This is a genomic window from Paracoccus albicereus (genome assembly GCF_024359525.1).
Lineage (GTDB): Bacteria > Pseudomonadota > Alphaproteobacteria > Rhodobacterales > Rhodobacteraceae > Paracoccus > Paracoccus albicereus.
In genome coordinates, this window is sequence record NZ_JAKZEU010000001.1 from 362,905 (window position 1) to 388,739 (window position 25,835).

The window sequence follows — 25,835 nt, forward strand, 5'->3', positions numbered from 1 at the left end:
AGGCATCGTCGCCCACGGTCCCTTCGGAGGTTGCCGAGAAACCCGATTACGCCCGACCGCGTTGGTGCGGCGTTGTCCCATCAGCCTCAGGATCGCATGCCATGCCCCAGAACGACCAAAGTTTCGATCTGTCAGCGGCACGTGTCTGCGCGGTTCTCAACAAGGGTTCCGGACGCAAGAACGGCGACCAGAACGAGCGCATGCTGCGCGAACGGCTCGAGGGTCGCTCAGCCGCATTCGAGATCCGGAAACCTGCCCACGGCTCGCAGATCGGCAAGGTCGCCAAGCAGGCGATCGCGGACGGATTCGACGTGATCCTGGCCGTCGGCGGGGATGGAACGCAGGCGGCGGTCGCACAGGCACTGGCCAGAACCGATGCGGTGATGGGTGTGATCCCCACCGGGACCTTCAACTATTTTGCCCGTGAGTTGCGATGCGGCGAGGATGTCGAAGGCGGGATCGACACCATCCTTGATGCCCGCTTGTCGACAATCAGCGTCGGCGAGGTGAATGGGCGCATCTTTCTCAACAATGTCAGTTTCGGCGCCTATCCCGAAATCCTGCAGCGTCGTGAGGCGATCTACCGTCGCTGGGGTCGTTCCCGCGTGGCGGCCTATTGGTCCGTCCTTGCCGCGCTGAAGGACATGCGCCACCCCATGTCGTTGACGGCAAGCGTCGACGGCGTCGAGCGGCATTACGAGACGGCGCTGGCCTTCATCGGCAAAAGCGCATTCCAGCTGGAAACCTTCGGTCTCGACGAAGGTGCCCAGGCGGTTCGGGACGGTCACCTCGCGCTGTTCGTCGCAAAGGCCAACGGTCCCATGGCCCTGATCCGCGCCGCGCTGAGGCTCGCCTTCGGAAAAACCGCACGCGACGACGATTTCGATCTGATCACGTCTGACGAGATCGAGATCGACACGGGTCGTGGCAAGCGGCTGATCGCGCATGACGGCGAGAAGTCCCGCGTCCGCGGTCCGTTCAAGCTGCGCGCGCTGCCCGAAGCCTTGAACGTGCTGGTTCCCGCCCAGATCCGCGATACGGGACGGGCGGCGCCTTCGTGAGCCGCCCCGTGACCCGGATCGCCTTCCTCACCGACCTTCACTTCGGCCTGGAGCGTCACGAACTGCGCGACGCTTTGGTCCGCGCGGTCAACGAAGCGCGCCCTGCACTGGTCGTGTGTGGCGGCGATATCGCGCACCGTGCGCGCCCGGGCCTTCTGGCTGCCGGTCGGCGCTTTCTTGATTCGCTGACCGCGCCCTGGACAGTCGTGCCGGGCAATCACGACGTTCCCCTGTACAACGTGCTGGGACGGTTCGCCCATCCGTTCCGTGACTTCCGAAACAAGCTGTCACGCGAGGCCGAGTTTGTCCGCAGGCTGGATGATGTCTGTGTGATCGGTGCCAACACCACCGATCCCCATCGCTGGCAGCGAGGCGGCTTGGGCCCCGCACAAATCGAGAGGGTTTGCCGACTCGCCGCGCCCGAAGCGGCGAAGGGCCGCAGTGTCGTCGTTGCCGTGCACCATCCGCTGGAACAGCATCCCGACGTGGACAAGGTCCTGACAGTCAACGCGGCCGAGGCGATGGAGCGGTTCGCGCAAAGCGGCGTGAATGTGCTTCTGTCAGGCCATCTGCATCGCTGGTTCGCGGAATATTTCATCGAAGGGCAGGATCGGAAGATCCTGCAGATCCAGGGGGGCACCGCCCTTTGCGACCGCACGACCGACCTTCAGAACGAGTTCGTCACCCTGGATTTCGATGGTCTCGACCTGAGCTTGCGTCGCTACGTCGCACGCGGCGAAAGCCTTGCCTTCATCGGACGTGATCCACAGCATCTGTCGCGGGCGAGTGGCTTCTGGCGGCTGCTCTAGCGACGCAAATAGACGTAATAGGCGCCTTCTCCGCCGTGGCGGAGATGGGCGGCACTGACCTGTTGCACCAGCGGCGCGAGCGGCGCGCTTCCCAGCCAATGCGGCACCTGATGGCGCAGCGCGCCGGGACGTGTCGGCAACGGACCGTGATCGCCGCGTCCCTTGCCCGTAATCACCAGGACAAGGCGCAGACCCCGCGCGCGGGCAGCATGGATGAAGTGGATCAGTTCCGGTTGTGCCTCGGCCAGCGTCATCCCGTGCAGGTCCAGGCGCGCCTCGGGGCGCAGCTTGCCCTGCGCCATGCGGCGGTAGGTCTTGGCGTCCATGCGGACCGGGTTGCTGGCAAGCCTTTCTGCAGGCGACGGAGCCACAGTGGCGCGCGACGAAGGCTTGGGCAGAGCACTGCTGCCGCCAACACGAAACGGCGGTGGCTGGTAGGGGGCCGGTGTGACCTTTTTGGCGACGAAGCTTGAAATATCTGGCGCTTCGTCGTCAGCGGACGGGGACGAAGGTCGAAGCGGCGAAGCCGTTCGCGCAACGCGAGACCACAAGACGCGGTCCTCGCGCGAAAGACCCCGTCTGCGCGACATCAGCCGGTCGCGACCAGCCGCCAATTCGGGTCGTCCTGACCCATCTCGCGCCCGAAGGTCCAGATGTCACGCTGCTTGCGAGGCGCCTTTGGATCACCTTCGACCACGTTGCCGTCCGCATCCTTCGTGGCAGCGATCATCTCGCCCACAAAACGCACGGTCAGCTCGCCTTCCGAACTTGCATCGTCAAACTCGGCGCTGGAGAGCGCCGTTTCGCGGACACCGAGGAACTGCGCCTCGACGGTGTGACCGCGAGCCTTGCGATCATCGATCACCGACTGGAATGCCGCCGCCACTTCATCGGTCAGGAACGGTCGAACCTCGCTCAGATCGCCGCGTTCGAAGGCCATCAGGATCATCTCGTAGGCCGACTTGGCCCCACCAAGGAAACTGCCGACGTTGAACGAAGGCTCGATCGACTTCATCTTTTCAAGCGCCAGTGCAGTGGGGCTGCCAGCTTCGGCATGATCCGCAATATCCGCATCGGGGCCGTCCTGACGACCTTCGATCACCTCGAAACGCTGACGATTGGCGCTCTGCTGGGCCTCGGGCTGCTGGGGCTGTTCGAACCCGTCGCGTGTCCCCAGCACGTTGCGCAGCCGCAGGATCAGAAAGATCGCGATCGCTGCCAGCACCAGAAGCTGGATGGTGGGGTTCGACATCAACGGACACCTCGTCTGCTGGGCGCCGGTTGGTATCGGCGCGATTGGACATTATGTAGGGTCTCGACCGGGCCAAGTCCAGTTTGCGCTCGGCCGGGATGGGGAGGGTTCCATGCGTCTGGTCGCGCTGTTTCTGATCGTGCCGCTGATCGAGATCTGGCTGTTCATTACCATCGGCGGGCAGATCGGTGTCTGGCCCACGATCGGTCTCGTCGTCCTCAGCGCGGTTGTCGGCGCGACGCTGGTGCGCGCGCAGGGCGCACGCGCCTGGACAGAGCTTCAGGGTTCGATCACCGAATTCCGCGATCCCGGTCGGCCGCTGGCACATGGGGCGATGATCCTGCTGGCCGGTGCGATGCTGATGACACCGGGATTCTTTACCGACACGCTGGGCCTTCTGCTGCTGGTGCCGCCGGTGCGGGACTGGGTGATCGCCCGTGCAGGGCGGCGCGTCCAGATGTCGCGCACGCCGCGTGATCCGCACCGCCCGCCATTCGGCGACGGCGTGATTGATGCCGATTTCGTCGAGCTCGACCCTGACGAAACGCACGACCGATACCGCCACGACGCGCCCCGACCCGATATGCTGTCCGACGACGAGGTGGTGCGCCGCCCCACCCAGGGGCAGTCCGGCTGGACGCGGCATTGAGGCTGCACGTCGCGGCTGATAGAAGCATCGCGAACCCGAGGCAAAGAGGCTATCATGGCTGACGAAGACACCAACGCCGCGAATGGCGAAGCGGCCGGAGCCGCGAACCCGGCGCTCCGCATGCAGATCCTCGCGCAATACATCCGCGATCTGTCTTTCGAAAACATCGTCGTCCAGAAGGGCGTGCCCGGCGGCGAGGTGAAGCCCGAGATCGGGGTACAGGTCAGTCTCGACGCGCGCAAACGCCCGACCGAGAACCAGTATGAGGTGATCTGCAAGTTCAAGGTCACGTCCACCAATTCCACTGGCGAGAAGCAGCCTCTGTTCCTGTGCGAGCTGGATTACGGCGGGGTGTTCCAGATCGAGGGCGTGCCCGAGGAGCAGTTGCATCCTTTCCTGATGATCGAGTGCCCGCGGATGCTGTTCCCCTTCGTGCGCCGCATCATTGCCGATGCGACACGCGATGGCGGCTTCCCGCCCTTCCTGATGGACCCGGTCGATTTCGTCGCTCTTTACCGGCAGGAATTGCAGCGCCGGGCGCAAAGCCAGGCTGGCCAAGCCGAGTCGGCACCGGACGGCCAGCGCCTGTCCTGATCGCGCCATGACGCCCAAGAAAGGCTCGCGTGCCTGGCAGCGGATGCTGTCGGGCCGTCGGCTGGACCTGCTGGACCCGACGCCGGTCGATATCGAGATCGCCGACATCGCCCATGGTCTGGCCTTCGTTGCACGCTGGAACGGCCAGACATCCGGCGATTGGCCCTATTCCGTGGCCGAACATTCGCTGCTGGTCGAGACGATCTTCACAGCGATGAATCCCGGCACCCAGACTTGCTGGCGGCTGGCCGCGCTTCTTCATGACGCACCGGAATATGTGATCGGCGACATGATCTCGCCCGTGAAGGCTGCGCTAGGTCCTGACTACGCCGCGATGGATCAGCGCCTGACCGAGGCGATCCACAGGCGCTTCGGCCTGCCGGCGACCCTTCCCGCCGACATCAAGCGTGCCATCAAGGCAGCCGATCGCGTGTCCGCCCGGCTGGAGGCTGTGAGGATCGCCGGATTTTCCGATACGGAGGCTACGCGCCTCTTTCCGCTGCCGACGGGCGTCAGGCTTGGGGAGCTGAAAATAAAACTGCGCCCGCCTGCAGAGACGCGCGCAGATTATCTTGCGTGCTTTGATCGACTGATTGCCGAAATCGACCGTCAGGACCTGGTCTAGATCGCCAGATCCTCGAGCTGCTTTCCCTTTTCGAGGTTCTCCTGCACCCAGCGAGGTTTCCGCCCACGGCCGGTCCAGGTCATCGTCGGATCGGCAGGATTGGCATACTTCGGCGGGATCGTGCCGGCACGGTTCGGGCGACCACCCGTCAGGTCGGTCAGATTGAAGCCGTGCTCGCGCGCGGCATCTTCAACGGCCTGCAACGCCTCGCGGCGTTTGCGATCTTCGTAAGAACTGATCGCGCGGTCGAGCTTGGCTCGAAGATCGCGCATTTCCTTGAGGCTGAGCTTTTCAAATTCGATCGTCATTTCCGTGTCCGTTTCGTCAGTAGATGGCTCTCAAGGACCCAACTATTTAACGCTAGCAGAAGTTTCAACGACGCAAAGCAAAAAAATATGATGGTCGGCATATTTTGACCGATCAATACACTGGCATTGGTTAACCTTTCATTAAGCTTAATTTGCCAGTGTTAAGATGCCGCTGCGTCGATAAAGCAGGCGGATCGTTCGGCCATTTCGTCTGCGCTGACGTCGCGCGGGAAGAACTCGACCGTGCCCTGTTTCGGAAGGATCAGATAACTATTGGCCAGATGATCAACCAGATAGTAGTCAGCGTCATCCTCGTTCAGCAATTTGTAGTAGTTGCGCCACCCCTTGGACACCGCGTCGATCTCGGCTTGCGAACCCGTCAGGCCGATCATGTCCGGCGCGACGGCATCAGCGAACTCACTCAAGGCTTCGGGCGTATCACAGGCAGGGTCTACCGTAACGAATACCGATTGAGCGTTTAATCCACGTTCTTGAAGTATATCGACCGCCGCCGCATTTCGCGCCGTGTCCATCGGGCAAACATCGGGACAAAAAGTATAACCGAAATATAACAGGCTCGGCTGCGAGAAAACCTCAGCGTCCGTCACACGCTCGCCGTCCTGATTGGTCAGCGTGAAAGATGTGCCAAAACTGTCCATTCCACCTTGGACGTTGGACCGCATGCATTGCTGGAAACCGTCGGTGCCTGATGGGCGAATGACCAGCCAGCCTCCGACCAGAAGCACAGCAGCGGCAAGGGTCGAAGTCAGGATGAGAGTGCGAGTTTGGGCCATGTGCTTCATATCTTCAGGGCACGTTCATTGCGCTATCCAGCGGTGAAGTGCAACCCGATCGGATTGGTTTCTTGATTGTCCCGGGATTCCTGAAATACTCGCGCCTCAGTTGCGTCGTTAACCCATTTTTAAACCTGTGGCCATAGCGTGCCGTCAGCGTTACGGGGGTTGTTTGTTATGCTGCAGGGTATTCAGGCCGCGATCATCGCATTAGGCGCGGGTCTGTCATCGGTCTTGCTGGCATGGTTCGTCATCCGCCGTCTCGACAACACTTCCAAGGGCATCCGCGCGTCGGACGGATTGGAAACGACGCTGCGACCGATGGTCTTTCTGTTTCGCGACAATCAGATGATCGACGCGACGCCGCCTGCCCGCGCGCTGCTTGCCAGTATCACCGGACCGGCCGATGATTGGCGGCGGCTCTGCACGTGGCTCGCAGCAAGGTTCCCGGATGTCCTTTCGCGGCTTGACGGTCTGGACCGCACTGATCGGGTCGAGGCGCGCGCGCAAGCCAGCAGCGGTCTCGCCGGACTGCATTTGCTGGCCGAACGCCTGAATAGCGGGCTGACGCGTCTGACGCTGTCCGATCCCGCGGCCGACAATGCCGGCATCGTCGTCGATGGTCTGGCGCTGGAGGCGATGGAGCAGGAACTGGAACTGCTGCGAGAATCGATGGACCGGACACCGATGCTCAGCTGGCGTCAGGATTCCGAAGGGCGCATAACATGGGCCAACGCTGCCTATCTGGATCAGGCCGAGGTGCTTTCGGGTGGCGCGATCGTCTGGCCGCTTCCGCGGCTGCTGGACGTTCCTGCGGGCGGGAGCCAGGGACGGCGCGCGCAACTGGATATCGGCGGTCGGGTCCGCTGGTACGACTGCCACAGCCACCAGCAGGGCGAACAGACGATGATGTTCGCCTTGCCCGCCGATGCAGCCGTCCGGGCCGAGCGCAGCCTGCGCGAGTTCGTTCAGACGCTGACCAAGACCTTTGCCGATCTGCCGATCGGACTCGCGATCTTCGATCGCGACCGCAAGCTGCAATTGTTCAACCCGGCCTTGATCGATCTGACCGGTCTGCCGGCGGGCTTCCTGACGGCGCGGCCCACGCTGTTCGATTTTCTCGACCAGCTTCGGGAAGCGCGGATGGTGCCCGAACCCAAGGATTACCGCAGTTGGCGTCAGCAGATGAACACGCTGGAGACGGCTGCAGCGACAGGCCGTCATGTCGAAACGTGGTCGCTGCCGGGTGGGCAGACCTACCGGGTGACCGGCCGCCCCCACCCCGATGGCGCCGTGGCCTTCCTGTTCGAGGACATAACATCCGAAATTTCCATGACCCGGAAGTTCCGGGGTGAACTGATGCTGGGCAAGCACGTGCTCGACGGGATCGAAGACGGCGTGGCGGTTTTCGGACAGAACGGAAAGATGCTGATGGCCAACGATGCCTATGACAGGATCTGGGGTCAGCGCAGCGGCAACGCAGCCGAGGCGCTCATCCACTGGCAGCAGCGCATCGGCCAAAGCGGTGCCGGCTTCGAGGCGTTGCGCAAGCGACTTACAGACCATGGCGACAGCGTGGCGCTGCATCGTGGCGCAATGACGGGACCGGATGGCGGGTTGTTATCGTGGACAGTCGCGCCCCTTGGATCGGGACGCGTTATGGTCCAGTTCCGCCCACCGGAGGCGCTTCGTCCGGTCACCGAAACGCTGGTCGATGCGATGGCCGACGACACCGCACAGCCGCAGCGCGCCGCGATCTGAGCTGACCGCTAGTAGTCACGCTCGTAATACAGGCCGATCGCGCTTTCACCGTCGCTGCCGGCGGAGGCACGTGCGCGCAGCGACTCGGTCACATCGAGGTTGAGGTTGATCTCGGTCTTGCCGTCATCGCCAACCGACAGGTCGGTATAGACATTCTCGGACAGGTATTTCCCCGCCCGCACCTGTACACCTCCGTCGTCGTCCGTCGTCACGTCCAGATCGTCGAGCCCTGTTTGACTGCGCAGGCGACCCACAATCCCCTCGCCGCCTCTCCCGGCCAGCACCGCGACGGCATTGGCCAGCTGAGCGGCCTGAAGCGCGCTGATATTGTCGAGCCCCCGCCCGAACAGCAGCTGCGACAGCACCTCTTCCTGCGGCATGTCGGGCGAGGATTCGAACGTGATGTCTGGATCACGCGCCTCACCGTCGATGATGATCCGCGTCGTGATCGAGTTCTCTTCCGTCACCGCGACCAGCCGAAGAATGGGGATCAGGCTGCCCTGAAGCTCGACCAAGCCCTCGGTCAGGACGAAACGCTTGCCCAGAAGATCGACACGACCGCGGATCAGTTCCAGATAGCCGATCGGCACCGGATTGCGGGTGGTGCCCTGAACTTGAAGCTGGCCGCCCATCTCGGCGTCGACCCCGCGGCCCCGGATGAACACCTGGTTTGGCGCGTTGATGGTCAGGTCCAGCCGGGGCGGATTTGCGGGCGGCGTCGCGGGCGGACCGCTAAGCCCTGCATCGCGCGACGCATCGCTGGGGAATGCCTCAAGCCCAGCCCGTGCTCGCGTCGCCCGGACCGGGCGGGTATCGCCGACATGTTCGATCTCGGGGATCGCCTTGGCGCCGCCCAGACCTGTCGAAGGGATGCGGATCTCGGCTTCGGCCACGTCGATACGGCCAGAGATCAACTGGCCATCACCGCCAGCAGTGAAGCGCACATTGCCGTTGACCCGTGCTTCGTAGAGGTTGGGGTCTCGCGCGACCACATCCGCAAGCTGCACGGCAATATCGGTCGCGCCGCCCTGCAGGTCGACCGTCCCGTTGACGGTTGCCTGCCCCCCGGCCTCGACCCCGGCCGTCCCGTTGACTGCAATTGCGCCACCCGCGATGTCGGCAGTCACGTTCACAGGATCCAGCCGAACCCCGAGCTTCGGTTCGGCGATCGCGCCCCCGACAAGCTGGACGCGGCCGCTGATCGCATCAAGCGACGGCTGGCCCTGAACCCTAATGTCGAAGTTGATCGGACCCTCGATACTGCGCGTCCGGATCAGAGGATTCGCGACCGCTGCGTCGCTGACACCCGAGATGCGAAGATCGGTGTCCGAGAAGTCGCGCGCCGCACGGCCAGCGACCTGTGCGCGTGTCCCACCGGGCCCGGTCGCCGTAAGGTCTAGCACGAAGTTCGGTCCATCTTCACGAACGGTACCAGTCAGTTGTGCCGGCCCCGGAAAGCCCGGCTGCACCAGCGCGAGATCCGACAGGGTCGCGTTCAGATTGATACCTGTCTGCGGCGCCCCGTCGGCGTTGATCGTCACCTGAGGGTTGCGGACGACCAGTCGACTGACCGAAAGCTGTTCCCCGGTCTGCGAGGCTGCGACGTCGAACGTCGTCTGACCGCGCAGCAAGGCGTCTGCCCGCTCGTTGCCGATCGACAGGCCGCCGGCGCTTCCATTTGCGGTGATCTGGCGTGTGCCCCCTTCTTCGACGACACGTCCCTGCGCGTCGATGGACCCCGAAATGCCGCGCCCGAGAAAGCGCAGATCGCCCGCACGCAAGGTTGCCGACAGGTCCGTCGATCCACCCCCGACACGGCCGGTCGCGGTGGCGTTCAGGTTTGCGTTCGCAATGCGCGTATCTTCGATGGTGAAGACACCACCCTGCTCGGTCCCCTGTAAGCTGAGTTGCGTGGGCCCGGAAAGGGCCGCATCCAGATCGGCCTGCCCCAGCGCCAGATCCTGGCCGGTTCCCTCGATGCTGACCTGGCGAACGCCCGATCCGTCATCGGCATAGGTCGCATCGGCGACGAACGAGCCCCGCCATCCAAGTCCCAACGCGCCAAGGTCCCGCAGGTCAACATTCGCCTGAAGATCGGTCTTGGTCCCGCCGTAGACACCGCTGGCTTCGATGACCGCCTGTTCGTTGTCGATCCGCGCCTCATCGATGGTAAAGATTCCACCGGTTTCCTCGGCCCGCACGCTCAGCCGGGTAGTGCCGGACAGAACCCCGTCGGCCTGGCTCTGCCCCAGTGCCAAATCGTCCCCCGTTCCGGTCAACTCCAACTGGCGGGTGCCCTCGCCGTCATCACGCACGCGCCCTTGCGCGGCCAGGCTGCCCTGCCAGCCGCGACCGAACGACGCAAGCGACGCGATGTTCAGGTCGGCGGTCAAGTCCGTTACGCCCTCACCGTAGACGCCCTGCGCCTGCGCGGTGAGCTGCTGGTTGGTGATGTCCAGATCGCGAATGGTGAAAACGCCGTCGCGTTCTTCGGCCGTCAGCTTCAGGTCGGTGGTACCGGTCAGGGCGCCATCGACGTTTTCCTGACCAAGCCGCAATTCCTGACCCTGTCCGGTCACGTCCAGAAAGCGCGTGCCGTTCTCTTCCCTTGCCTGAGCCTTGGCCTCGAGTGAGCCTGACCAACCGCGCCCAAAGGCTGCGAGGTCGGGTACCGACAGATCCAGATCCGCATCAAGGCGTCCGGGCGCGAAGACGCCCTGACCCTCGGCGCGGATCTGAGGATTGCCGAACTGGAACTGTTCGACCTCGTAGCCGCCCTCGGTCTCGCCCGCGATCACCGCAAGGCTGGTCCGGCCCTGAAGGGCGGCGTCAAGCTCGGTGATGCCGGTGCGCAGATCCATGGCCTCGCCGCTGACTGTCAGACGGCGTTGTCCGGCGGGTCCGTTCAGGAACGCCTCGGCCTCGACCGAGCCGCCCAGCTCGGCATCCATGTCTGACAAGGCCGGCATCGAGATCGTCGCGCGGACATCGCTACTGCCCGACGTGATCGTGCCTTCCGCATTCGCAGTCAGCCGCTGTGCGTTGACCGACAATTCCGTCAGCTCGATCCCCGCTTCGTCACGGCGCGCCACGACCACGATTTCCGAGGCTCCACCAAGCAAGCGGTCGATCTGATCCTGATTGACCGTGATGTCGCTGCCGGTGACGTTCGCATCGATATCGAAGGCCTTGCTGAGAACTGTGTAATAGCCTTCGACCGAGGCATCCGCGCGTCCGGTGACGGGACGCCCCGCGAGGGTGGACAGTCGCGACAGATCTTCATAGCGCGCATCGAGATCGGCAGAGACTGTGATCCCAGACCCCAGCCCCGCGACCAGAAGAACCCCATCCAGACCGTAATCGCTGCCCTGGAAGGACAGATCGTCAAGCTGCAGCGCATTGCCCGGCGTGAAGTCGAAGCCCGTCGTGCCCTGAACGCTGTCGCCGATGGCCTGCGCAAGGCCCGCATCGGCGAAGCCCAATCCTTCGGCCCCGAATTCGATCCGGCCGGTGATGTCCTGCAGCGCATTTCCGTCCAGCGCGACGGTCCCCTCGCCGTCGAGCCGCAGCGCGCCAATCGTGGTGCCGTCGCGCTCGATCTGTCCGACGCGGCCGCGCAAGGTCCAGCCGGAGCTTTCGGAAGCGTCGTATTGCAAGGTCAGGCTGCCGTCGTTCACCCGCGTCTCGACCGAGCCGAAGGGCAGGACGACCGGCAGTTCGGTCGCACCCGCATCAGCGCCAAGCGTCATCAGCAGCACGGCCGACTGCGGCGCGCCTTCGCTGGTCGTCGACAGCGAGCCCGAGAGGTTCAGTGCCTGCGTGTCGATCATCAGGACGGGCAGATCCAGACGACCGTCGTCACCGCGCCACCCTTCGGCCAGAAGCTGGGTGCTGGTGCCGAAGAACGTGCGATCCTCGGGCGGCAACAGGCTTGCAACGTCACCGCCAAGTTCCAGCCGGAAGGCCGTGCCTGGCGCGTTGTCGGTCTCGTTCGGGGCGGCGCGCGCGCTGGCCCGGCCGGTGACGCGCGGCTGTCCGTCGGTCGCCAGCGTGATGTCGGCCGCGAAGTCGCTCAGCGGCCCCTCGCCGCTGATCCGCGCATTGACGGCCGGCTTGTCGTAGAGATCGACCAGATTGACCAGCAATCCGTCCGCCGCTTCGTCCAGCGTCAGGTCCAGCGACAGGACCTTCGTTTCGTTGGAATAACCGGCGTCCAGAACGAACTCGCCGCGTGGACCGTCGAGGCGGTTGATGTTGAGATTGGCCGTGCCCTCGCCACCTGCGAGATTCATGTTTCCGGCCAACGACACTGCAGCGGGGATCCCGATCACAGGCTCGCCGAGCGTGACGCGATCGGCGCGGATCTCGCCAATCTCGATCGACACGGGCAGATCGGGAAGCGCGAACTCGGGCGCTTCGGCCGTCCGCTCTGCTTCACCGGCACCGGGCAGGCGCGGCAGGTCGATACTGGCTGCCGACAGTTCCGCAATCTCGATCCGGCGGCGCAGCAGAGCGCTGCGATTCCACTGGATTGCGCCATCGGTCAAGGTGATCCAGACGCCCTCGTCGTCGGCGATGGTCAACCTCTCGAATGTCGCGCGCGACGAAAGGGCACCACGGAAACCATCCAGCGTGACCTGACGCCCGGCGCCGGACAGGTTCTCTTCCAGAAGCCGTGTGATGAAACCGCGGTCATCCTCGACCTCTTCGGATATCTCGGCCGCGTCCTGTCCCCACAGGATCGCCGGGATTAGCACCAGCAGCATCAGGATCAGTAGTTTCCGCATCAGAACGCCTGCCCCAGCCCCAGATACAATTGAACACCTTCGCCGGTGTCGCCGCCGACCGGACCCGCGACGTCGAACCGCAACGGTCCGATCGGCGTCGCATAGCGGATGCCGATGCCGGCGCCCGAATGCCAGTCGCTGTCACCGTCAAAGGCGCTGTCGGTCCAGACCCGCCCATAATCGGCAAAAGCCACCGCCCCGATCCGCTCACGGAACTGCCAGCGGATTTCTGCGGTGGCGTTAGCGACGCTCATCCCGCCGGTCAGGATCGGCCCGTCCGGACCGATGATCTCCCGCGCCCCGAGCGACTCGAACGGTTGCCCGCGGACCGAGCCGCCGCCGCCCGAGAAGAACAGGTAATCACGCGGCGTATTTTCGATATCGGCACCAAGCACGCTGCCGACACGCGCACGCCCCGCGAATGTCAGTCGGTCGTCGGCACCAAAGCTGCGATAGCCGCGCGCCTCGCCCAGGATTTGCGCACCGCTGTCGGTGTCGCCCAGACCGATGAACGGCACCAGATCGCCCGACAGCCAATAGCCGCGTTTCGCGTCCGTCGGTTCGTCGCGCGCGTCCCAGGTCACGTCCATCGGGAAGGCCACGACCTTGTAGTCGGTCTCGAGCCCGCCGCCGTCATCGACGCGTTGAAACTGATACTGGATGGCCGCATCCGCGGTCAGTCGCTCGCTGTGGATGTAGTTCGCGCCGAACGCTGCGGCTACGGTGTCGGAATCGTAGTCGTCGTCTTCCTCGCCCCGGCGCCGTTCGGCGGTGAGTTCGATATAGGCGGTAATGTCCGGGTGGAACGTCGCGGGCCGTTCAAGACGGGTCGACAGCCGGTAATCCATGCCGCTGTCCTTGCTGCCGATATCCGACGTCTCTCCCTCGATCCGCAGCCGCTCGCCACCGCCCAGCAGGTTGCGGTGCATCCAGAAGGCCGAAACCTTTGCCCCTTCGGTGTTCGAGATCTCGAAACCGACGCCGACCCGGCGCGGCTTCTGTTCAACCACCGTCAGGTTCACGTCCATCGAGTTGTCGGGGTTCAGAAGCTCTGCCTCTTCCAGAGTGATCGCCGAGAAGATGCCTGTACGGCGCAAGCGCCGTCGCACCGTCTCGATCGCCTCGGGGCTGTAGCGGAGCCCGGACGGAAAGCCTGCAATCTTGCGCAGGCGACGCTCGTTCAGGCGCTGGTTCCCGGTCACGTTCAGCCGCCCGAAGCTGACGGTCGGCCCCGGCGCCAGCGCGACACGGCTGTCGACCGTGTTCACGTTGTGGTCGGCCACGATCTCCTGCCCGCCGACATCGGCCTTGGCGTGGCCCACGTCGCGCCACCCAGACACCCCTGCCGCCGCCGCAGACTTGATCACCCCTGTGCCGCCCGGCTCGCCCACCGCGTATTCTTCCGGAATATCCGAGCCCGGGGCGACCGGCGCGATCTCTGCGCGAGAGAAGGTGAACTGCGGCCCGGGATCGACGCTGATCACGACCTGGCTCACCAGGTCTGGCGCGTCGAGCGGCGCGATCTGCGATGCCTCTTGCCCGTCAAGCGTGATGGTGATGACCGCCGAATAGCGTCCGTCGTCAAAAAGCGCGCCGAGGATGCGGGCATAATCCGCACGGGCAGCCGCCAAGACATCCTGACCGGTGGTCCGTCCTTCATCCAGAGCGGCCCGGATCAGCGAGGTATTGCGGATGCTGCGCTCCAGATCGCCATCATCCCCCGCCACCCGGACGTCCAGCGAGACCGGACCCTCAGCCTCGCTGCCCCGTCCGAAGAGACCCGAGAAGGGCGAGGATGACTGCGCGTCCACCGTGGCGGGCGACACCATTGCAAATGCCGCGATAAACGCTGCCCAACTCGCTCGCATCCTGCCACCCCGATTATCGTTTTGGGCGATCCTCGCAGGAAGCGCGTCCAAAATCCAGCAATTGCGCCCCGAGTGACGAATGTTTCATCATGGCTATTGCGCGGCAGGCGCAAGCGCGGTCAGGCAACCCTGCAGCGCCGCCATGTCGTCGCGGATCAGGTGGATCGGCGTATTCTGCGGGATGTGGCGCATGTAATCCTCGGCGAGCATGGCTGCTTCGACCAGCGCGATCCGATCGGCCATGCCGCGCCCGACGCTTCCTGCAAGGAACAGCCCCTCCAGCGGCATGAACCGCAACGCCAGTTCTCGCAGCAGCAGTCCGAGGAGTTCGGCGAAAAGATCATAAGTCGCGGCGGCCTCTTGATCCCCCTTCGCCAATGCCTCGGCGATGACCTCGCTGCGAACGGGGTCCGTGCCCGTGCGCAGGGCGTGCAGACGCGACAATCCGCGCCCCGCGAAGGTCTCTTCGGTCGAAAAGAAGGCCGCCGTCGCGGCAGGTCCGATCTCTGTCAGCAGCCGCGCCATGATGTTGGCGGGCAGGTTCGTGTGACCTTCCTCTGCCTCCATCGCCGTGATCGTCCCGCCCGGCAGCGCGCGAACCGCGCAGACGTTGAAGCCCGTCCCGAGCCCGACGACCAGCGCCTGCCCGTTTCGCGCTCGGTCCGCAGGCGCATCACGAAGGGTAGCCAGCCCTTCGCCTGTCAGGGTCGGCGTCGCGTAGCCCAGCGCTGTCAGATCATTGATCAGCCGCACCTGATCGGCGTCGGTCATCCGCGCCAAGGCCTCGTCCGAAAAGCTCCAGTCCCGGTTTGTCAGTTCGGCCCGACCGCCACTGACGGGACCGGCCACGGCGATACAGACCGCTGATATTCGCGGCTGATCCTGTTCCGAGAGGAAACGGCCGATCACGTCGTCGAAACGGGAATAATCGTCGCCGCGATATCGGGTGATCGTTGCGCGGTCGATCTGCCCGTTTCTGGCCAATGCAAGCCGCGCATTGGTCCCGCCCACATCGCCCAGCAACATCGCCATTGGCGTCCCCCTCAGCCCGCTTGTTCAGGTCCTGTTAATCTTTCTAACGGCACCATGCAGGGGCCGTGGTCAAGTCCGATCGGGTCGGAAGGCGGAACCGCGCCGCACCCAAAACGTTTGATCTGCAGCTCAACAAAGGTTCAGTTCGATGTTCAGCCCTGTCAAATTCAGCGTTCTCGCGGCAGCAATCATTGCCGCAGCCCCCGCCCACGCCGTTCCGCAACCCGACGCGCCGGTTCGCGCTTGGTCCGCCATGGCGGGACAGCCCGTCCCGGTGCTGCTGAGGCAGGCCCAAGATATGCCGACCTCGGATATGGCGGTCGGCGACCAGCCTTATTGCGCAGCTGACGCAGAGATCGAGCAGACCCTGGATCATGATTTCGCCGAAACGCTGATTGACGCGGGTGGACACCAGGGAATGGGAACCGAACTTTGGGGATCAGAGCAGATGGGGACGTGGACACTGGTTGCCGCGCGTGACGACGGAGTCAGTTGCATCATTGCGTCGGGAACCGGGTATTCGCCACAGAACGAGGCAGTCGAGTACTACACCGTCGCAGGCCTCAACTAGATTTTCTGACGATACGCAGAGACTTTCTCCGCAAGCAGTTTTTCGGTTGCTGCAATCTCAGACTGATACTTGTCGTTGCCGAATTCTCGCAGCGTGGACGCACTGTCATCTCGATGACGAACCAGGAACGGAAGGGTTGTGACGACCCTAAGCTGACCTGCTTCAAGTCGTCGGTCGATAGTGTTGGTGAAGGGGTCGGTATCGTTGACGTCCCAGCCTGCCAGCAAGCTCATGGCGCCGCGTCGATAAATGTTGAAGACCATGCTGACGGCACTGTTGAGCGTGACAACGGTCATGCCCTCGACATCGGCAACGTCGAGCACTTTAGCGCGTGGTGAAAGGTCGGCGATGAATCCGGAAGCCATGTCCCAATCGTTGCGCTCGGCAAGGTGGCGACGGAGTGCGTCGAAACGTCGGTCGAAATCGGCAGGAAATTCGACATCGTCTTCGCAAATGATCGCTTTATCGATAGCCTCGGCCTGCAACCGATTGAACATCTGACGATAGCTTAGTGCGGCACCACGCCAGCCGGGCGATGCGCGCAACCCCTCCCAAATCCGAAACTGCGAAGCCTGATGCTGCTTCAGGAACTGTGCCCGGCGCTCGGGCGTTTCGCTGAGCGACAGACAGAGACACGGGGTCGCTTCGAGTTTGCAAGGCCAGTCCGGGTGGCAGTCGTCAAAAGTGTCTGGGTCGATGATTTCCAAGCCCAGCAAAGCACGGTCAAACCAACCTGAAAAATCGCTTCGGGCTATTGTGGGGGCTGGTCCTGCAGCAAGTGCCTGCCGTATCCCGGCCAGCAGCGCATCGACATCGCCAGCACGGGCGAAGATCACGCCTGGCACATCCCGGTGGCTATCTTGATCTGCCGCGGTCTCGCTGACAACCCAGGCGCCATGCGACCTCGCCTGATGGATGCGCGCTGTTTCCAGCAACGCATCTTCGTAGAAATGCAGGTTCAGAATGACCTGTGCGCGATCAAGGGCGCGATCGAGATCTTGGCCGAACAGCGCGACCTCGACTCTTAGGTCGGGAAACGCCGTCTTCAATTCTGCGATCAGATGCTTTCGACGCGGAGCGCTCATGTCGCCGACAAACAGGACGCCCTGTCGCTCACCTTGGGGCGGCGCGACGTCGGGATCTGGTGACAGCGGTACGTGGAACAGGCGCTGCAGTGGAAGCCCCGCCTCCCGAAGCCGAACGATGTTGGCTGTCGAATAATCCATGACCGCCCGCGCGCCTTTCAGCAACGCAAGATAGTCAGGTGTCATCCAGCGCCCGCTGACATGTTGCTCCAGCTGGAAGGCAATGAAGTCCTGCGGCAGATGCTTGAACATCTGCGGTGTCAGCACAAAGACATGGCCGTAGGTTTCGGCACCGGCGGTGTCGCCCGAGACTTCGGCCCGCAAGCCATGTCCTTGCAGGATCCGGGCCATCATCCGCGCGATCCATTCGACATGGGGCGTGGTGACGATCAGGCAGGCCGAGGGGTCGCCGCGGCTGGCCCGTGGCAAGGGTGTCAAGGCCCGAAGTCGCTTTGTTAGGCCGACAGGACCTTCATGTCGCAGGATGCGCAGTGCCTTCGCGGCACTCGCGCCAAAGCCACGCGCGCGGGCCGCCTGACGGAAGGCGCGAAGGCCCGAGGTGATAGAATGACGAAAGGACATGGCCGCATCTAGGTGGCAAGAAGCCGGGATGGCAACCACGCGCCGCTCAGTCGGTCGCGGGCATGTCCCACGGACGCAGTTCCGCCTCCATCCAGGTGCCGTGGGCGGCGTTCGGGAAGACGATCCAGTCCTGTCCGAAACGCGCCTTGTGGGCATCCGCGCGCGCGTGCTGCTCTTCCAGCGTCGCGTCGGCGAAATCGGCGTGGAAATCGTGCAGCGTATCGCCCAACAGCAGGATGATCCGGTGGTCGCGCTCGATCATCGCGCGACGATGCGCTTTCGGATAGCCGAACAGGTGTACACGATCCTCACTGGCCTGCGGCAGTCCAAGCGCCGCGAGCGTCGCCAGCGTCGCGTGTTTGTTTTCACCAAACCGGTCCGAGACGTAGAAGACGCCCACGCCCAGAGAATCCGCGAGCCACAGGAAGTCGTAGGCGCCCGGGATCAGCCCCGGTTCGCCATGCAATTCCCACGCGCCCCATGTATCCAGGTTGCCCGGAAGATCGCCCACGGTGGCAGCAAGTGCCATCACGGCGGAATTGTCGAACACCGTCTCGTCAATGTCGGTGACGATCGCCAAGCCCTCGCCCGTTCCGCCATTCGCCGCGACCGCTTCGTGCAGGCGCAGCGTCGCCAGCGCATAGCACTGCATCTGCAGCGCGCGAACTTCGGCCGAAAGCTGCTGGTAGCGGACCGCGACGACGTGTTCGCTCAGCGGCGACTTACGGGCATCATCGGGCATCGGGTTCTCCTCAGGCAGTGGCGACGGCGGGCAGGCGCGCGGGTGCTTCCCGCACCGGCAGGTGGATGATGGCGCTGAACGCGCCCACGCCCACGCCGACCCACCAGACCAGCGTATAATCCCCATAGACGTCATAAAGCCAGCCGCCCAGCCAAACGCCCAGAAATGAGCCAAGCTGGTGCGACAGGAAGACAAAGCCGTACAGCGTGCCCATGTATCGCAGCCCGTAGATATAGGCGACGAGCCCCGAGGTCAGCGGCACCGTCGCAAGCCACAACCCGCCCATGACCAGCGAGAAGATGATGACGCTGGTCGGTGTGATCGGAAGCAGGATGAAGGCGGCCGCCGCAATCGTGCGCAATGTGTAGATGCCGGCCAGCAGATACTTCCGGGTATAGCGCTTGCCCAGCCAGCCTGCGAGGATCGAGCCGCCAATGTTGGCAAGCCCGATCAGGCTGATCGCCGCCGCGCCCAACGCCGAAGTGGTGGTGATCCCGATGGAGGCGAGCGAGCCCATGGGCGAGATCGGACCGCACATCTCTGTCACCATCGCGGGGAAATGAGCCGTGATGAAAGCGAGCTGGTAGCCGCAGGAAAAGAAGCCCGCAAAGATCATCAGATAGGATGGATCGCGGAAAGCGCGGCGCACGACCGTCCCCATGCTCTCCTCAAGCTCGGTTCGGGTCGCGGGCTTCGTGTCGCCCAGCATCGGCAGGAACGCCATGCAGGACAGGACCAGCACGCCGAAGATGATGAATACCGCCTGCCAGGAATAGAAGTTCAGCAGGATCTCGGCCAAAGGCGCGCCGAAGACCTGTCCGGCCGATCCGGCAGCGGTCGCGATCCCCAGGGCGAGGCTGCGGTTCTCGTCGCTCGACGCGCGACCGATGACGGCAAGGATCACGCCGAAGCCTGTCCCCGCGATGCCGAAGCCCACCATCACCTCGAGCATCTGCATCGATTCCGGCGTCGTCGCGTAGGCCGACAGGATCAGCCCGGCGGAATACAGCAGCGCGCCCAAGATGATCGACCAGCGATCGCCGAACCGTTCACCCAACGCGCCGAAAAGCGGCTGGCCGATGCCCCAGGCGAGGTTCTGGATCGCGATGGCGAGGCTGAATTCGGCCCGTGGCCAGCCGAATTCCTCGCCGATCGGGATCTGGAAGACGCCGAAGCTGGCGCGCATCGCGAAGTTGATCAAGAGGATCAGCGAGCCGCCGATCAGGATCGGGGTGAAGAGCGATTGAGATCGGGACTGCGACACGGCCATGGGCGCAACTTTCGCGAAGCACTTGCGCCTATCCGTTCGCGCTTCGCGCGGCAAAGATCAAGCGATGCCTTGTGCCGATACAAAAAGACCGGACCAATTACGGCCCGGCCTTGCTGCGAAGAACATTGCGCCTCAGCGGCGGCGAGCGACTTCCTGCTCGATCGAGAATTTGCTGTCCGGGATCCCGGCGCCCTTCGCCATCTCGCCCAGGATGACCGTGGTCTTTTCACCGGCATCGTCGGTGACGACCCACTGACGCAGCTCGGTCGGGCTGGTGAAGACCATCTGGATGTTGCCATATTCCGGATGCGCCGGGTCCTGCGCGGTCACCACGGTCGAATTCTTCTGCTCGCTGTGACCCGTCACCATGTTGGCTCGACCCAGGTTCACGTTGGCATCCAAAATGATCGACAGCGGCGTCTGCGACAGGGGATATTGCTCACCCGGGCTGTTCGACTTGCTGTCGAACACCGCGACGTTGCCGCCCGACGCGACCACCAGCGTGTTGTCGTTGTTGTATTCGAACCGAACGCGGCCCGGTCGCTTGATGTAGAGTGTCCCGGTCGAGATGGTGCCGTCGTTGTTCACCTGCGTGAACTGCGCCGTCGCGGTCCCGAGGCTGTTGAGATAGGTCGAAATGTCGTTCAGCGGGATCTTCTCGGCCAGCGCGGCAGGCGCGGTCAGGCAGAGGGCGAGGGCGGGCGCCAAGGCGAAGCGGAGTGTTTTCATAACCAAGGATCATATCCTTTTATCAAAGACTTGCACATCACGATCGGCGGATGGCGATACCCCAGAACACTCTCGCTTCCGTGAGGGTTCCATGACGAAACCCGGCGTCCGGCGTGACTAAAGCGGCAGGCCGGCAAGCAGGCGCGGCATCGGGTTCAGCGACAGCCCGGCCGCCTGACGCATGAAGCCGCGCCGCAGGATCGGCATCGCGCTGATCAGTCCCATCCCGACCCCGCGCGCCGCGCCCAGCATCCCGCTTCGGTTCGAGAAGAGCGCATTCACTCCGTCCATTCCCAAGGCCAGCCGGGTCGCGTCGGGACGCCGCCAAGCCTGATATCGCTCCAGAACGTCCGGCGCGCCCAAGTCCTCGCCCCGGCGAACCGCCTCGACCAGCACCTCGGCCAGGGCGGCGACATCACGAAGGCCGAGGTTCAGACCTTGCCCGGCGATTGGATGAACCCCGTGGGCCGCATCGCCGACCAGCGCCATGCGCGGCGCGACATAGGTTTCGGCCAGCGACAGCGACAACGGATAGGAAAAACGCGGACCAGCTATCGTGATGGCGCCCAGAAAGTCGCCGAAGCGTGGACGAAGCACGTCGAGAAAGGCGGCATCGTCCAGCGCGACGATGGCCTTCGCGTTTGCCTCCGTCTCTGACCACACGACCGAGGATCGGTTGCCAGGCAGCGGCAGGATCGCCAGCGGCCCGGTCGGCATGAAGTACTGATGCGCGACCCCGTCATGCGGCTTGTCATGCTCGATCGCCGCGACCAGCGCGATCTGGCCGTAATCGTGGCCTCGCCGCGTGATCCCTGCGCGCGAGGCCACGCCCGAGCCGCGCCCGTCCGCGCCGACCAGCAGCCGCGCCCCGATGCGACGCCCGTCTGAGAGGGTCGCCGTGATGCCAGCGGGTCCGACCTCGTGATCGGTGATGGCGGTCCCGGCGACATGCGTCACGCGGTCCTGCATCGCGGCCAAGAGCGCGCGGTACAGGAACCGATCCTCCAGCATGTGACCGACCGGGCCTTCCTCGATCTCGGCGCTGTCGAAATGCAGAAAGAATCGGTCCGCACCGCTGCCGGGACGCCCCTGCGACGCCTTCACCTGCAGGATCGGCTGGCTTTTCGGCCCAAGATCGCCCCACAGCCCAAGCGCCGTCAGCAGCCGGCGTGACGCCAGCGCCAGCGCATAGGCGCGGCCGTCGAAATCGTCGGCACTGCGCGCCTCGGCCGGACGCGCGTCCACGACGCAGACCGACAGGCCGGCGCCCGCCAGGGCAAGCGCCAGGGTCGGGCCATTCAGCCCGCCGCCAGCGATCAGCACGTCATAGGTGTCGTCCATGGCAGGATCATGCACGCGGGGCAGCCGAAGTCCATCCGGCCCCGTCCTCTTCCTCGCGCAGGATCGCCGACAGCCCGCTGCGATAGTCGGGATGGATCAGGGTGATGCCCAGATGATCCTTCATGCGATCGTTCCGAACGCGCTTCGACTCGGCATAGAAGCTGAGCGCCATGGGCGTCATCTCGGCATCGTCGATAGCGATCTCGGGCGGAACCGGCATGTCGAGCAGGCGCGCCGCATGTTCGATCACATCCTGCGGCGGCGCCGGATCGTCGTCGCAAAGGTTGTAGATCCCCGGCCCGCCCTTGCCCGACAGCGACGCAGCGACGGCCTGTGCGATATCTGCGGCATGGATGCGCGAGAAGACCTGCCCGGGCTTCACGATCCGCCGCGCCGTCCCGTCACGCAGCTTGCGGAAAGGCCCGCGTCCGGGGCCGTAAATGCCGGCCAGGCGGAAGATATGCAGCGGCAGCGCGGCCTTGTCTGCCAGCGCCTGCCACTCCGCCTCGGCGGCCACCCGCGCCTTGCCACGGCGTGTCGCAGGCTCAAGCGGGCTGTCCTCATCAACCCAACCGCCCTCGCGATCGCCGTAGACGCCGGTGGTGGACAGGTAGCCCAGCCAGCTCGGCTTCGCGGCGGCGATTTGTGGCCCAAACGCGGCCAGAACCGGGTCGGCGTCCCCGTCGGGTGCGACCGAGGCCAGGATCGCATCGGCCTGGGCGATCGCGCGCGCCACGCCGTCTTCATCCCCCGGCCACAGGAGCGGATTTGCACCAGCCGCACGGACCCGATCCGACGAACCGCGCGTCGTGCCGCTGACCGTCCAGCCTTCTTGCACCAGCAAGGGCGTCAGAAAGCCTGCCGAATAGCCGTGCCCGAAGATCAGAAGATGCATGCTGCTGGTCCGTTCGCTGAAACGCCCGCCCGGCGCTTGTTTCGGCTGCGGCGCGCTGGCACATTCCGCCATAAAGGAAAGAAAGACAAATGGATCACGACAGCCGCTTCCTGCCGGTCGAATCGCCCGAACCGGCCCCGCGCGAGCAGTTCACCGACCCCGCAGCGGCGGTCGCCCGGCTGCGCGAGCTTTACGACATCTCCGCCGGCTTCCTGACCGACCGCTTCGTCGACGTGCTGAACGGCGAAAAGCCGCGTGCCCGCTATCGCGCCTTCTACCCCGAAGTGCGGCTGACGACGGCAAGCCATTCGAAGACCGACTCGCGCCTGTCCTTTGGCCATGTCGTCGTGCCGGGCAGCTATGCCGCCACCATCACCCGCCCCGATCTGTTCCAGCATTACCTGACCGAGCAGATCGGCCTGTTGACGCGAAACCACGCGACACCCGTCACCGTCGGCTTCAGCGAGACGCCGATGCCCGTCCATTTCGCGGTGGCGAGCAAGACCGACCTGAACGTGCCGCACGAAGGCGTCCTGAGCTTCAGCCTGCGCGACATCTTCGACGTGCCGGATCTGGGCACGATGAACGATGACATCGTCAACGGCGTCGCGGGCGCCCATGCCGATGGCGCCGCGCATCTGGCGCCGTTCACCGCGCAGCGGGTGGATTACTCGCTGGCGAGGCTGGCGCACTACACCGCGACCGCGCCCGAGCATTTCCAGAACTTCGTCCTGTTCACCAACTATCAGTTCTACGTCGACGAGTTCGAAGCCTTCGCGCGACGGGCGTTGGCCGATCCGTCGATGGGATACACAGGCTTCGTTGGTCCGGGCAACCACCTGATAGAAGCACCCGAAGATCCCGCCAACACCGGCGCCAAGATGCCGCAGATGCCGGCCTACCACCTGCTGCGTCCGGGCGGTCAGGGGATCAGCCTGGTCAATATTGGCGTCGGACCATCGAACGCGAAGACCGCAACCGACCATATCGCCGTCCTGCGACCCCATGCCTGGCTGATGGTGGGCCATTGCGCGGGACTGCGCAATTCGCAGAGTCTGGGCGATTTCGTGCTGGCCCACGCCTATCTGCGCGAAGATCACGTTCTGGACGACGACCTGCCCGTCTGGGTCCCGATCCCGGCCCTGGCCGAGGTTCAGGTCGCTCTGCAGGAGGCGGTTGCCGAGGTCACGAAGCTTGAAGGCTACGAGCTCAAGCGGATCATGCGTACTGGAACCGTGGCCACGATCGACAACCGCAACTGGGAGTTGCGCGACCAGTCCGGCCCCGTCCAGCGCCTGTCGCAATCGCGCGCCATCGCGCTGGACATGGAAAGTGCGACGATTGCCGCCAACGGGTTCCGCTTTAGGGTGCCTTACGGCACGCTTCTGTGCGTGTCCGACAAGCCGCTGCACGGCGAACTGAAACTGCCGGGTATGGCCACGGATTTCTACCGCACGCAGGTTGCGAACCATCTGCTGATCGGAATCCGCGCGATGGAAAAGCTGCGCGAGATGCCCTTGGAACGCATCCATTCGCGCAAGCTGCGCTCGTTCAGCGAGACCGCATTTCTGTGACCCGGGGCAAACCTGACATAAAGCGGCAGCAAATCGCCTTTTGGTCGAAAAATACTTGATCTGCCGATCAAAAGCGTGTGTAGCAAGGCTCTACGCCGCGAATTCGGCTCAAAACAATAGCCCGACGGGGAAAGAGGAGACACCAAGAATGGCTACGCCTTCCGCGAAACCGATGACCAAAACCCAGCTGGTCGCGGCCCTTGCCGACGAGATGGGCAGCGACAAGAAGTCGGCTGCTGCGGCGCTCGACGCCGTGACCGCCGTGGTCACGCGTGAAGTCTCCGGCGGTGGCGCGGTGACGCTGCCCGGTATCGGCAAGATCGCCTGCCGGGCCCGCCCCGAGCGTCAGGTTCGCAACCCGCAGACGCAGGAAATGATGACCAAGCCGGCGGACAAGCAGGTCAAGGTGACCGTTGCGAAAGCGCTGAAGGACAGCGTCAACGAATAAGACAGGGTCCGTTTCAGGACCGATCCTTTCGGGGTCGCGCCTGCACGGCGCGGCCCCTTTTCGTTGCCGAACCACTCTGCTAGCCCATGGCCAGCCAGCCAGAGCGAGGGATCATGGATTTCAAGGCCATCGCGATGGGTGTCGCTTTCGCCGTCATGTGGGCGTCAGCCTTCAGCACGACGCGTCTGATCGTCACCGAGACCCCTCCGCTCATCGCGCTGTCGCTGCGCTTCGCCTTGTCGGGCGCGATCGGGATCGGCCTTGCCTGGGCGATGGGTGAAAGCATCCGCAGCCTGACCCGTGCCCACTGGCGGGCCATCGTGATCCTTGGCCTGTGTCAGAACGCGCTCTACTTGGGGATGAACTGGGTCGCGATGCAATGGGTGGAGGCGAGCCTTGCCTCGATCATCGCCGCGACCATGCCGCTAATCGTCGCCGTCCTGGGCTGGGCGCTGCTGGGCGAGCGTCTGCGGCCACTCGGCATTGCCGGGCTGGCGCTTGGCCTGATCGGTGTCGCCATCATCATGGGCGCGCGGCTGCGCGGCGGTAGCGACCTGTTTGGCATCCTTCTTTGCTTCGGCGCTGCCCTGGCCTTGGCGATCGCCACATTGACCGTTCGCGGCGCCAGTTCGGGCGGGAACGTGATGATGATCGTGGGTCTGCAGATGCTTGTCGGCTCGGCCGCACTGTCGCTGATCGCCCCGTTCCTTGAGGACTGGCATCTGGTGCCGAACCTGCGGCTGACCGTTGCCTTCGTCTACACCGTCATCGTGCCTGGCCTGCTGGCGACCTGGGTCTGGTTTCAGCTGGTCCGTCGCATCGGCGCTGTCCGGGCAGCGACCTTCCATTTCCTGTCGCCCTTCTTCGGGGTCCTGATCGCCTCGATCCTTCTGGGCGAGCAATTGCGCATGACCGACATGATCGGCGTTGCGATCATCATGGCGGGGATCCTCGCCGTGCAACTTTCCAAGAACGCACCGGCGGTTCGACCCAGAAGCGTCTAGCTCACGCTTCGGTGAAGGGGACGCGCGTAACGGCAGCGCTTGGATCAGCGTAAC

Annotated in this window: 23 protein-coding genes; 10 read left to right on the top strand and 13 right to left on the bottom strand. The window is 64.1% G+C overall.

The genetic code is table 11. The annotated features are described in order from the left end of the window. Positions 1 to 101: 101 nt before the first annotated feature. Together MLD63_RS01865 and MLD63_RS01870 are read left to right on the top strand one after the other, a co-directional pair. Positions 102 to 1,061: a diacylglycerol/lipid kinase family protein gene (locus tag MLD63_RS01865; protein ID WP_255328136.1), complete on the top strand. Its 960-nt coding sequence runs from the start codon at positions 102 to 104 to the stop codon at positions 1,059 to 1,061. Beyond that, positions 1,058 to 1,870, top strand: a complete 813-nt coding sequence (locus MLD63_RS01870) for a metallophosphoesterase family protein (RefSeq protein ID WP_255328137.1) — start codon at positions 1,058 to 1,060, stop codon at positions 1,868 to 1,870. The genes MLD63_RS01865 and MLD63_RS01870 overlap by 4 nt, the downstream gene beginning before the upstream one ends. Here the strand turns inward: MLD63_RS01870 and MLD63_RS01875 are convergent. Beyond that, positions 1,867 to 2,460 (bottom strand): Smr/MutS family protein, encoded by a 594-nt coding sequence (locus MLD63_RS01875; RefSeq protein WP_255328138.1) that lies wholly within the window; start codon positions 2,458 to 2,460, stop codon positions 1,867 to 1,869. The two genes, MLD63_RS01870 and MLD63_RS01875, sit on opposite strands and share 4 nt — an antisense overlap. Further along, complete coding sequence (locus MLD63_RS01880) at positions 2,460 to 3,122, bottom strand: Tim44/TimA family putative adaptor protein (RefSeq protein WP_255328139.1); 663 nt, start codon at positions 3,120 to 3,122, stop codon at positions 2,460 to 2,462. The genes MLD63_RS01875 and MLD63_RS01880 overlap by 1 nt, the downstream gene beginning before the upstream one ends. Positions 3,123 to 3,234: 112 nt before the next feature. Here MLD63_RS01880 and MLD63_RS01885 point away from each other — a divergent pair, with 112 nt between their 5' ends. Genes MLD63_RS01885 through MLD63_RS01895 form a run of 3 tightly spaced genes read left to right on the top strand, consistent with a single transcriptional unit; the run spans position 3,235 to position 4,990 of the window. Continuing rightward, positions 3,235 to 3,771, top strand: a complete 537-nt coding sequence (locus MLD63_RS01885; RefSeq protein ID WP_255328140.1) for an FxsA family protein — start codon at positions 3,235 to 3,237, stop codon at positions 3,769 to 3,771. Positions 3,772 to 3,825: 54 nt separating this feature from the next. Continuing rightward, positions 3,826 to 4,365: a protein-export chaperone SecB gene (gene secB / locus MLD63_RS01890; protein WP_255328141.1), complete on the top strand. Its 540-nt coding sequence runs from the start codon at positions 3,826 to 3,828 to the stop codon at positions 4,363 to 4,365. Positions 4,366 to 4,372: 7 nt separating this feature from the next. Further along, the gene (locus tag MLD63_RS01895) at positions 4,373 to 4,990 is read left to right on the top strand and encodes an HD domain-containing protein (protein WP_255328142.1); all 618 of its coding nucleotides are present in this window, start codon (positions 4,373 to 4,375) and stop codon (positions 4,988 to 4,990) included. On the opposite strand, the gene MLD63_RS01900 is transcribed toward MLD63_RS01895, so the two are convergent. Both MLD63_RS01900 and MLD63_RS01905 read right to left on the bottom strand, forming a co-directional pair. Continuing rightward, positions 4,987 to 5,298, bottom strand: a complete 312-nt coding sequence (locus MLD63_RS01900) for an H-NS histone family protein (RefSeq protein WP_255328143.1) — start codon at positions 5,296 to 5,298, stop codon at positions 4,987 to 4,989. The two genes, MLD63_RS01895 and MLD63_RS01900, sit on opposite strands and share 4 nt — an antisense overlap. A gap of 161 nt (positions 5,299 to 5,459) precedes the next feature. Next, positions 5,460 to 6,092, bottom strand: a complete 633-nt coding sequence (locus MLD63_RS01905; protein ID WP_255328144.1) for an SCO family protein — start codon at positions 6,090 to 6,092, stop codon at positions 5,460 to 5,462. A 177-nt stretch (positions 6,093 to 6,269) separates the two neighbouring features. Between MLD63_RS01905 and MLD63_RS01910 the strand changes: the two genes are divergently transcribed. Next, a complete protein-coding gene (locus MLD63_RS01910) occupies positions 6,270 to 7,853 on the top strand; it encodes a PAS-domain containing protein (protein WP_255328145.1) in 1,584 nt (527 codons plus the stop codon). Positions 7,854 to 7,861: 8 nt separating this feature from the next. On the opposite strand, the gene MLD63_RS01915 is transcribed toward MLD63_RS01910, so the two are convergent. The 3 genes from MLD63_RS01915 to MLD63_RS01925 form a co-directional block, all read right to left on the bottom strand. Beyond that, positions 7,862 to 12,640, bottom strand: a complete 4,779-nt coding sequence (locus MLD63_RS01915) for a translocation/assembly module TamB domain-containing protein (protein WP_255328146.1) — start codon at positions 12,638 to 12,640, stop codon at positions 7,862 to 7,864. Continuing rightward, positions 12,640 to 14,508: an autotransporter assembly complex protein TamA gene (locus MLD63_RS01920; RefSeq protein WP_255328147.1), complete on the bottom strand. Its 1,869-nt coding sequence runs from the start codon at positions 14,506 to 14,508 to the stop codon at positions 12,640 to 12,642. Before MLD63_RS01920 ends, MLD63_RS01915 begins: the two co-directional genes overlap by 1 nt. 93 nt (positions 14,509 to 14,601) lie before the next feature. Beyond that, positions 14,602 to 15,540 carry a glucokinase gene (locus MLD63_RS01925; protein WP_255328148.1) on the bottom strand — a complete coding sequence of 313 codons (939 nt, stop codon included), beginning with the start codon at positions 15,538 to 15,540 and terminating at the stop codon, positions 14,602 to 14,604. Positions 15,541 to 15,688: 148 nt separating this feature from the next. Here MLD63_RS01925 and MLD63_RS01930 point away from each other — a divergent pair, with 148 nt between their 5' ends. Then, positions 15,689 to 16,111, top strand: coding sequence for a hypothetical protein (locus MLD63_RS01930; RefSeq protein ID WP_255328149.1), 423 nt, complete (start codon positions 15,689 to 15,691; stop codon positions 16,109 to 16,111). Here the strand turns inward: MLD63_RS01930 and MLD63_RS01935 are convergent. From MLD63_RS01935 to MLD63_RS01960, 6 genes are all read right to left on the bottom strand, one after another. Next, entirely contained in the window at positions 16,108 to 17,778 is a 1,671-nt protein-coding gene (locus tag MLD63_RS01935) for a glycosyltransferase family protein (RefSeq protein ID WP_255328150.1), read from the bottom strand. The genes MLD63_RS01930 and MLD63_RS01935 overlap by 4 nt on opposite strands. 46 nt (positions 17,779 to 17,824) lie before the next feature. After that, positions 17,825 to 18,520: an HAD family acid phosphatase gene (locus MLD63_RS01940; RefSeq protein ID WP_255328151.1), complete on the bottom strand. Its 696-nt coding sequence runs from the start codon at positions 18,518 to 18,520 to the stop codon at positions 17,825 to 17,827. 10 nt (positions 18,521 to 18,530) lie between these two features. Continuing rightward, a complete protein-coding gene (locus tag MLD63_RS01945) occupies positions 18,531 to 19,790 on the bottom strand; it encodes an MFS transporter (RefSeq protein WP_255328152.1) in 1,260 nt (419 codons plus the stop codon). A gap of 132 nt (positions 19,791 to 19,922) precedes the next feature. Next, positions 19,923 to 20,519, bottom strand: a complete 597-nt coding sequence (locus tag MLD63_RS01950; RefSeq protein WP_255328153.1) for a LolA family protein — start codon at positions 20,517 to 20,519, stop codon at positions 19,923 to 19,925. Positions 20,520 to 20,636: 117 nt separating this feature from the next. After that, entirely contained in the window at positions 20,637 to 21,860 is a 1,224-nt protein-coding gene (locus tag MLD63_RS01955; protein WP_255328154.1) for an FAD-dependent monooxygenase, read from the bottom strand. 7 nt (positions 21,861 to 21,867) lie between these two features. After that, positions 21,868 to 22,755 (bottom strand): SDR family oxidoreductase, encoded by an 888-nt coding sequence (locus tag MLD63_RS01960; protein WP_255328155.1) that lies wholly within the window; start codon positions 22,753 to 22,755, stop codon positions 21,868 to 21,870. 89 nt (positions 22,756 to 22,844) lie between these two features. Between MLD63_RS01960 and MLD63_RS01965 the strand changes: the two genes are divergently transcribed. The 3 genes from MLD63_RS01965 to MLD63_RS01975 all read left to right on the top strand — a co-directional run bounded on the left by MLD63_RS01965 (position 22,845) and on the right by MLD63_RS01975 (position 25,781). Further along, positions 22,845 to 24,329 (top strand): AMP nucleosidase, encoded by a 1,485-nt coding sequence (locus MLD63_RS01965; protein WP_255328156.1) that lies wholly within the window; start codon positions 22,845 to 22,847, stop codon positions 24,327 to 24,329. Positions 24,330 to 24,477: 148 nt separating this feature from the next. Beyond that, entirely contained in the window at positions 24,478 to 24,777 is a 300-nt protein-coding gene (locus tag MLD63_RS01970; RefSeq protein ID WP_255328157.1) for an HU family DNA-binding protein, read from the top strand. A gap of 113 nt (positions 24,778 to 24,890) precedes the next feature. Next, positions 24,891 to 25,781 carry a DMT family transporter gene (locus MLD63_RS01975; protein WP_255328487.1) on the top strand — a complete coding sequence of 297 codons (891 nt, stop codon included), beginning with the start codon at positions 24,891 to 24,893 and terminating at the stop codon, positions 25,779 to 25,781. The last annotated feature ends 54 nt before the right edge of the window (positions 25,782 to 25,835 follow it).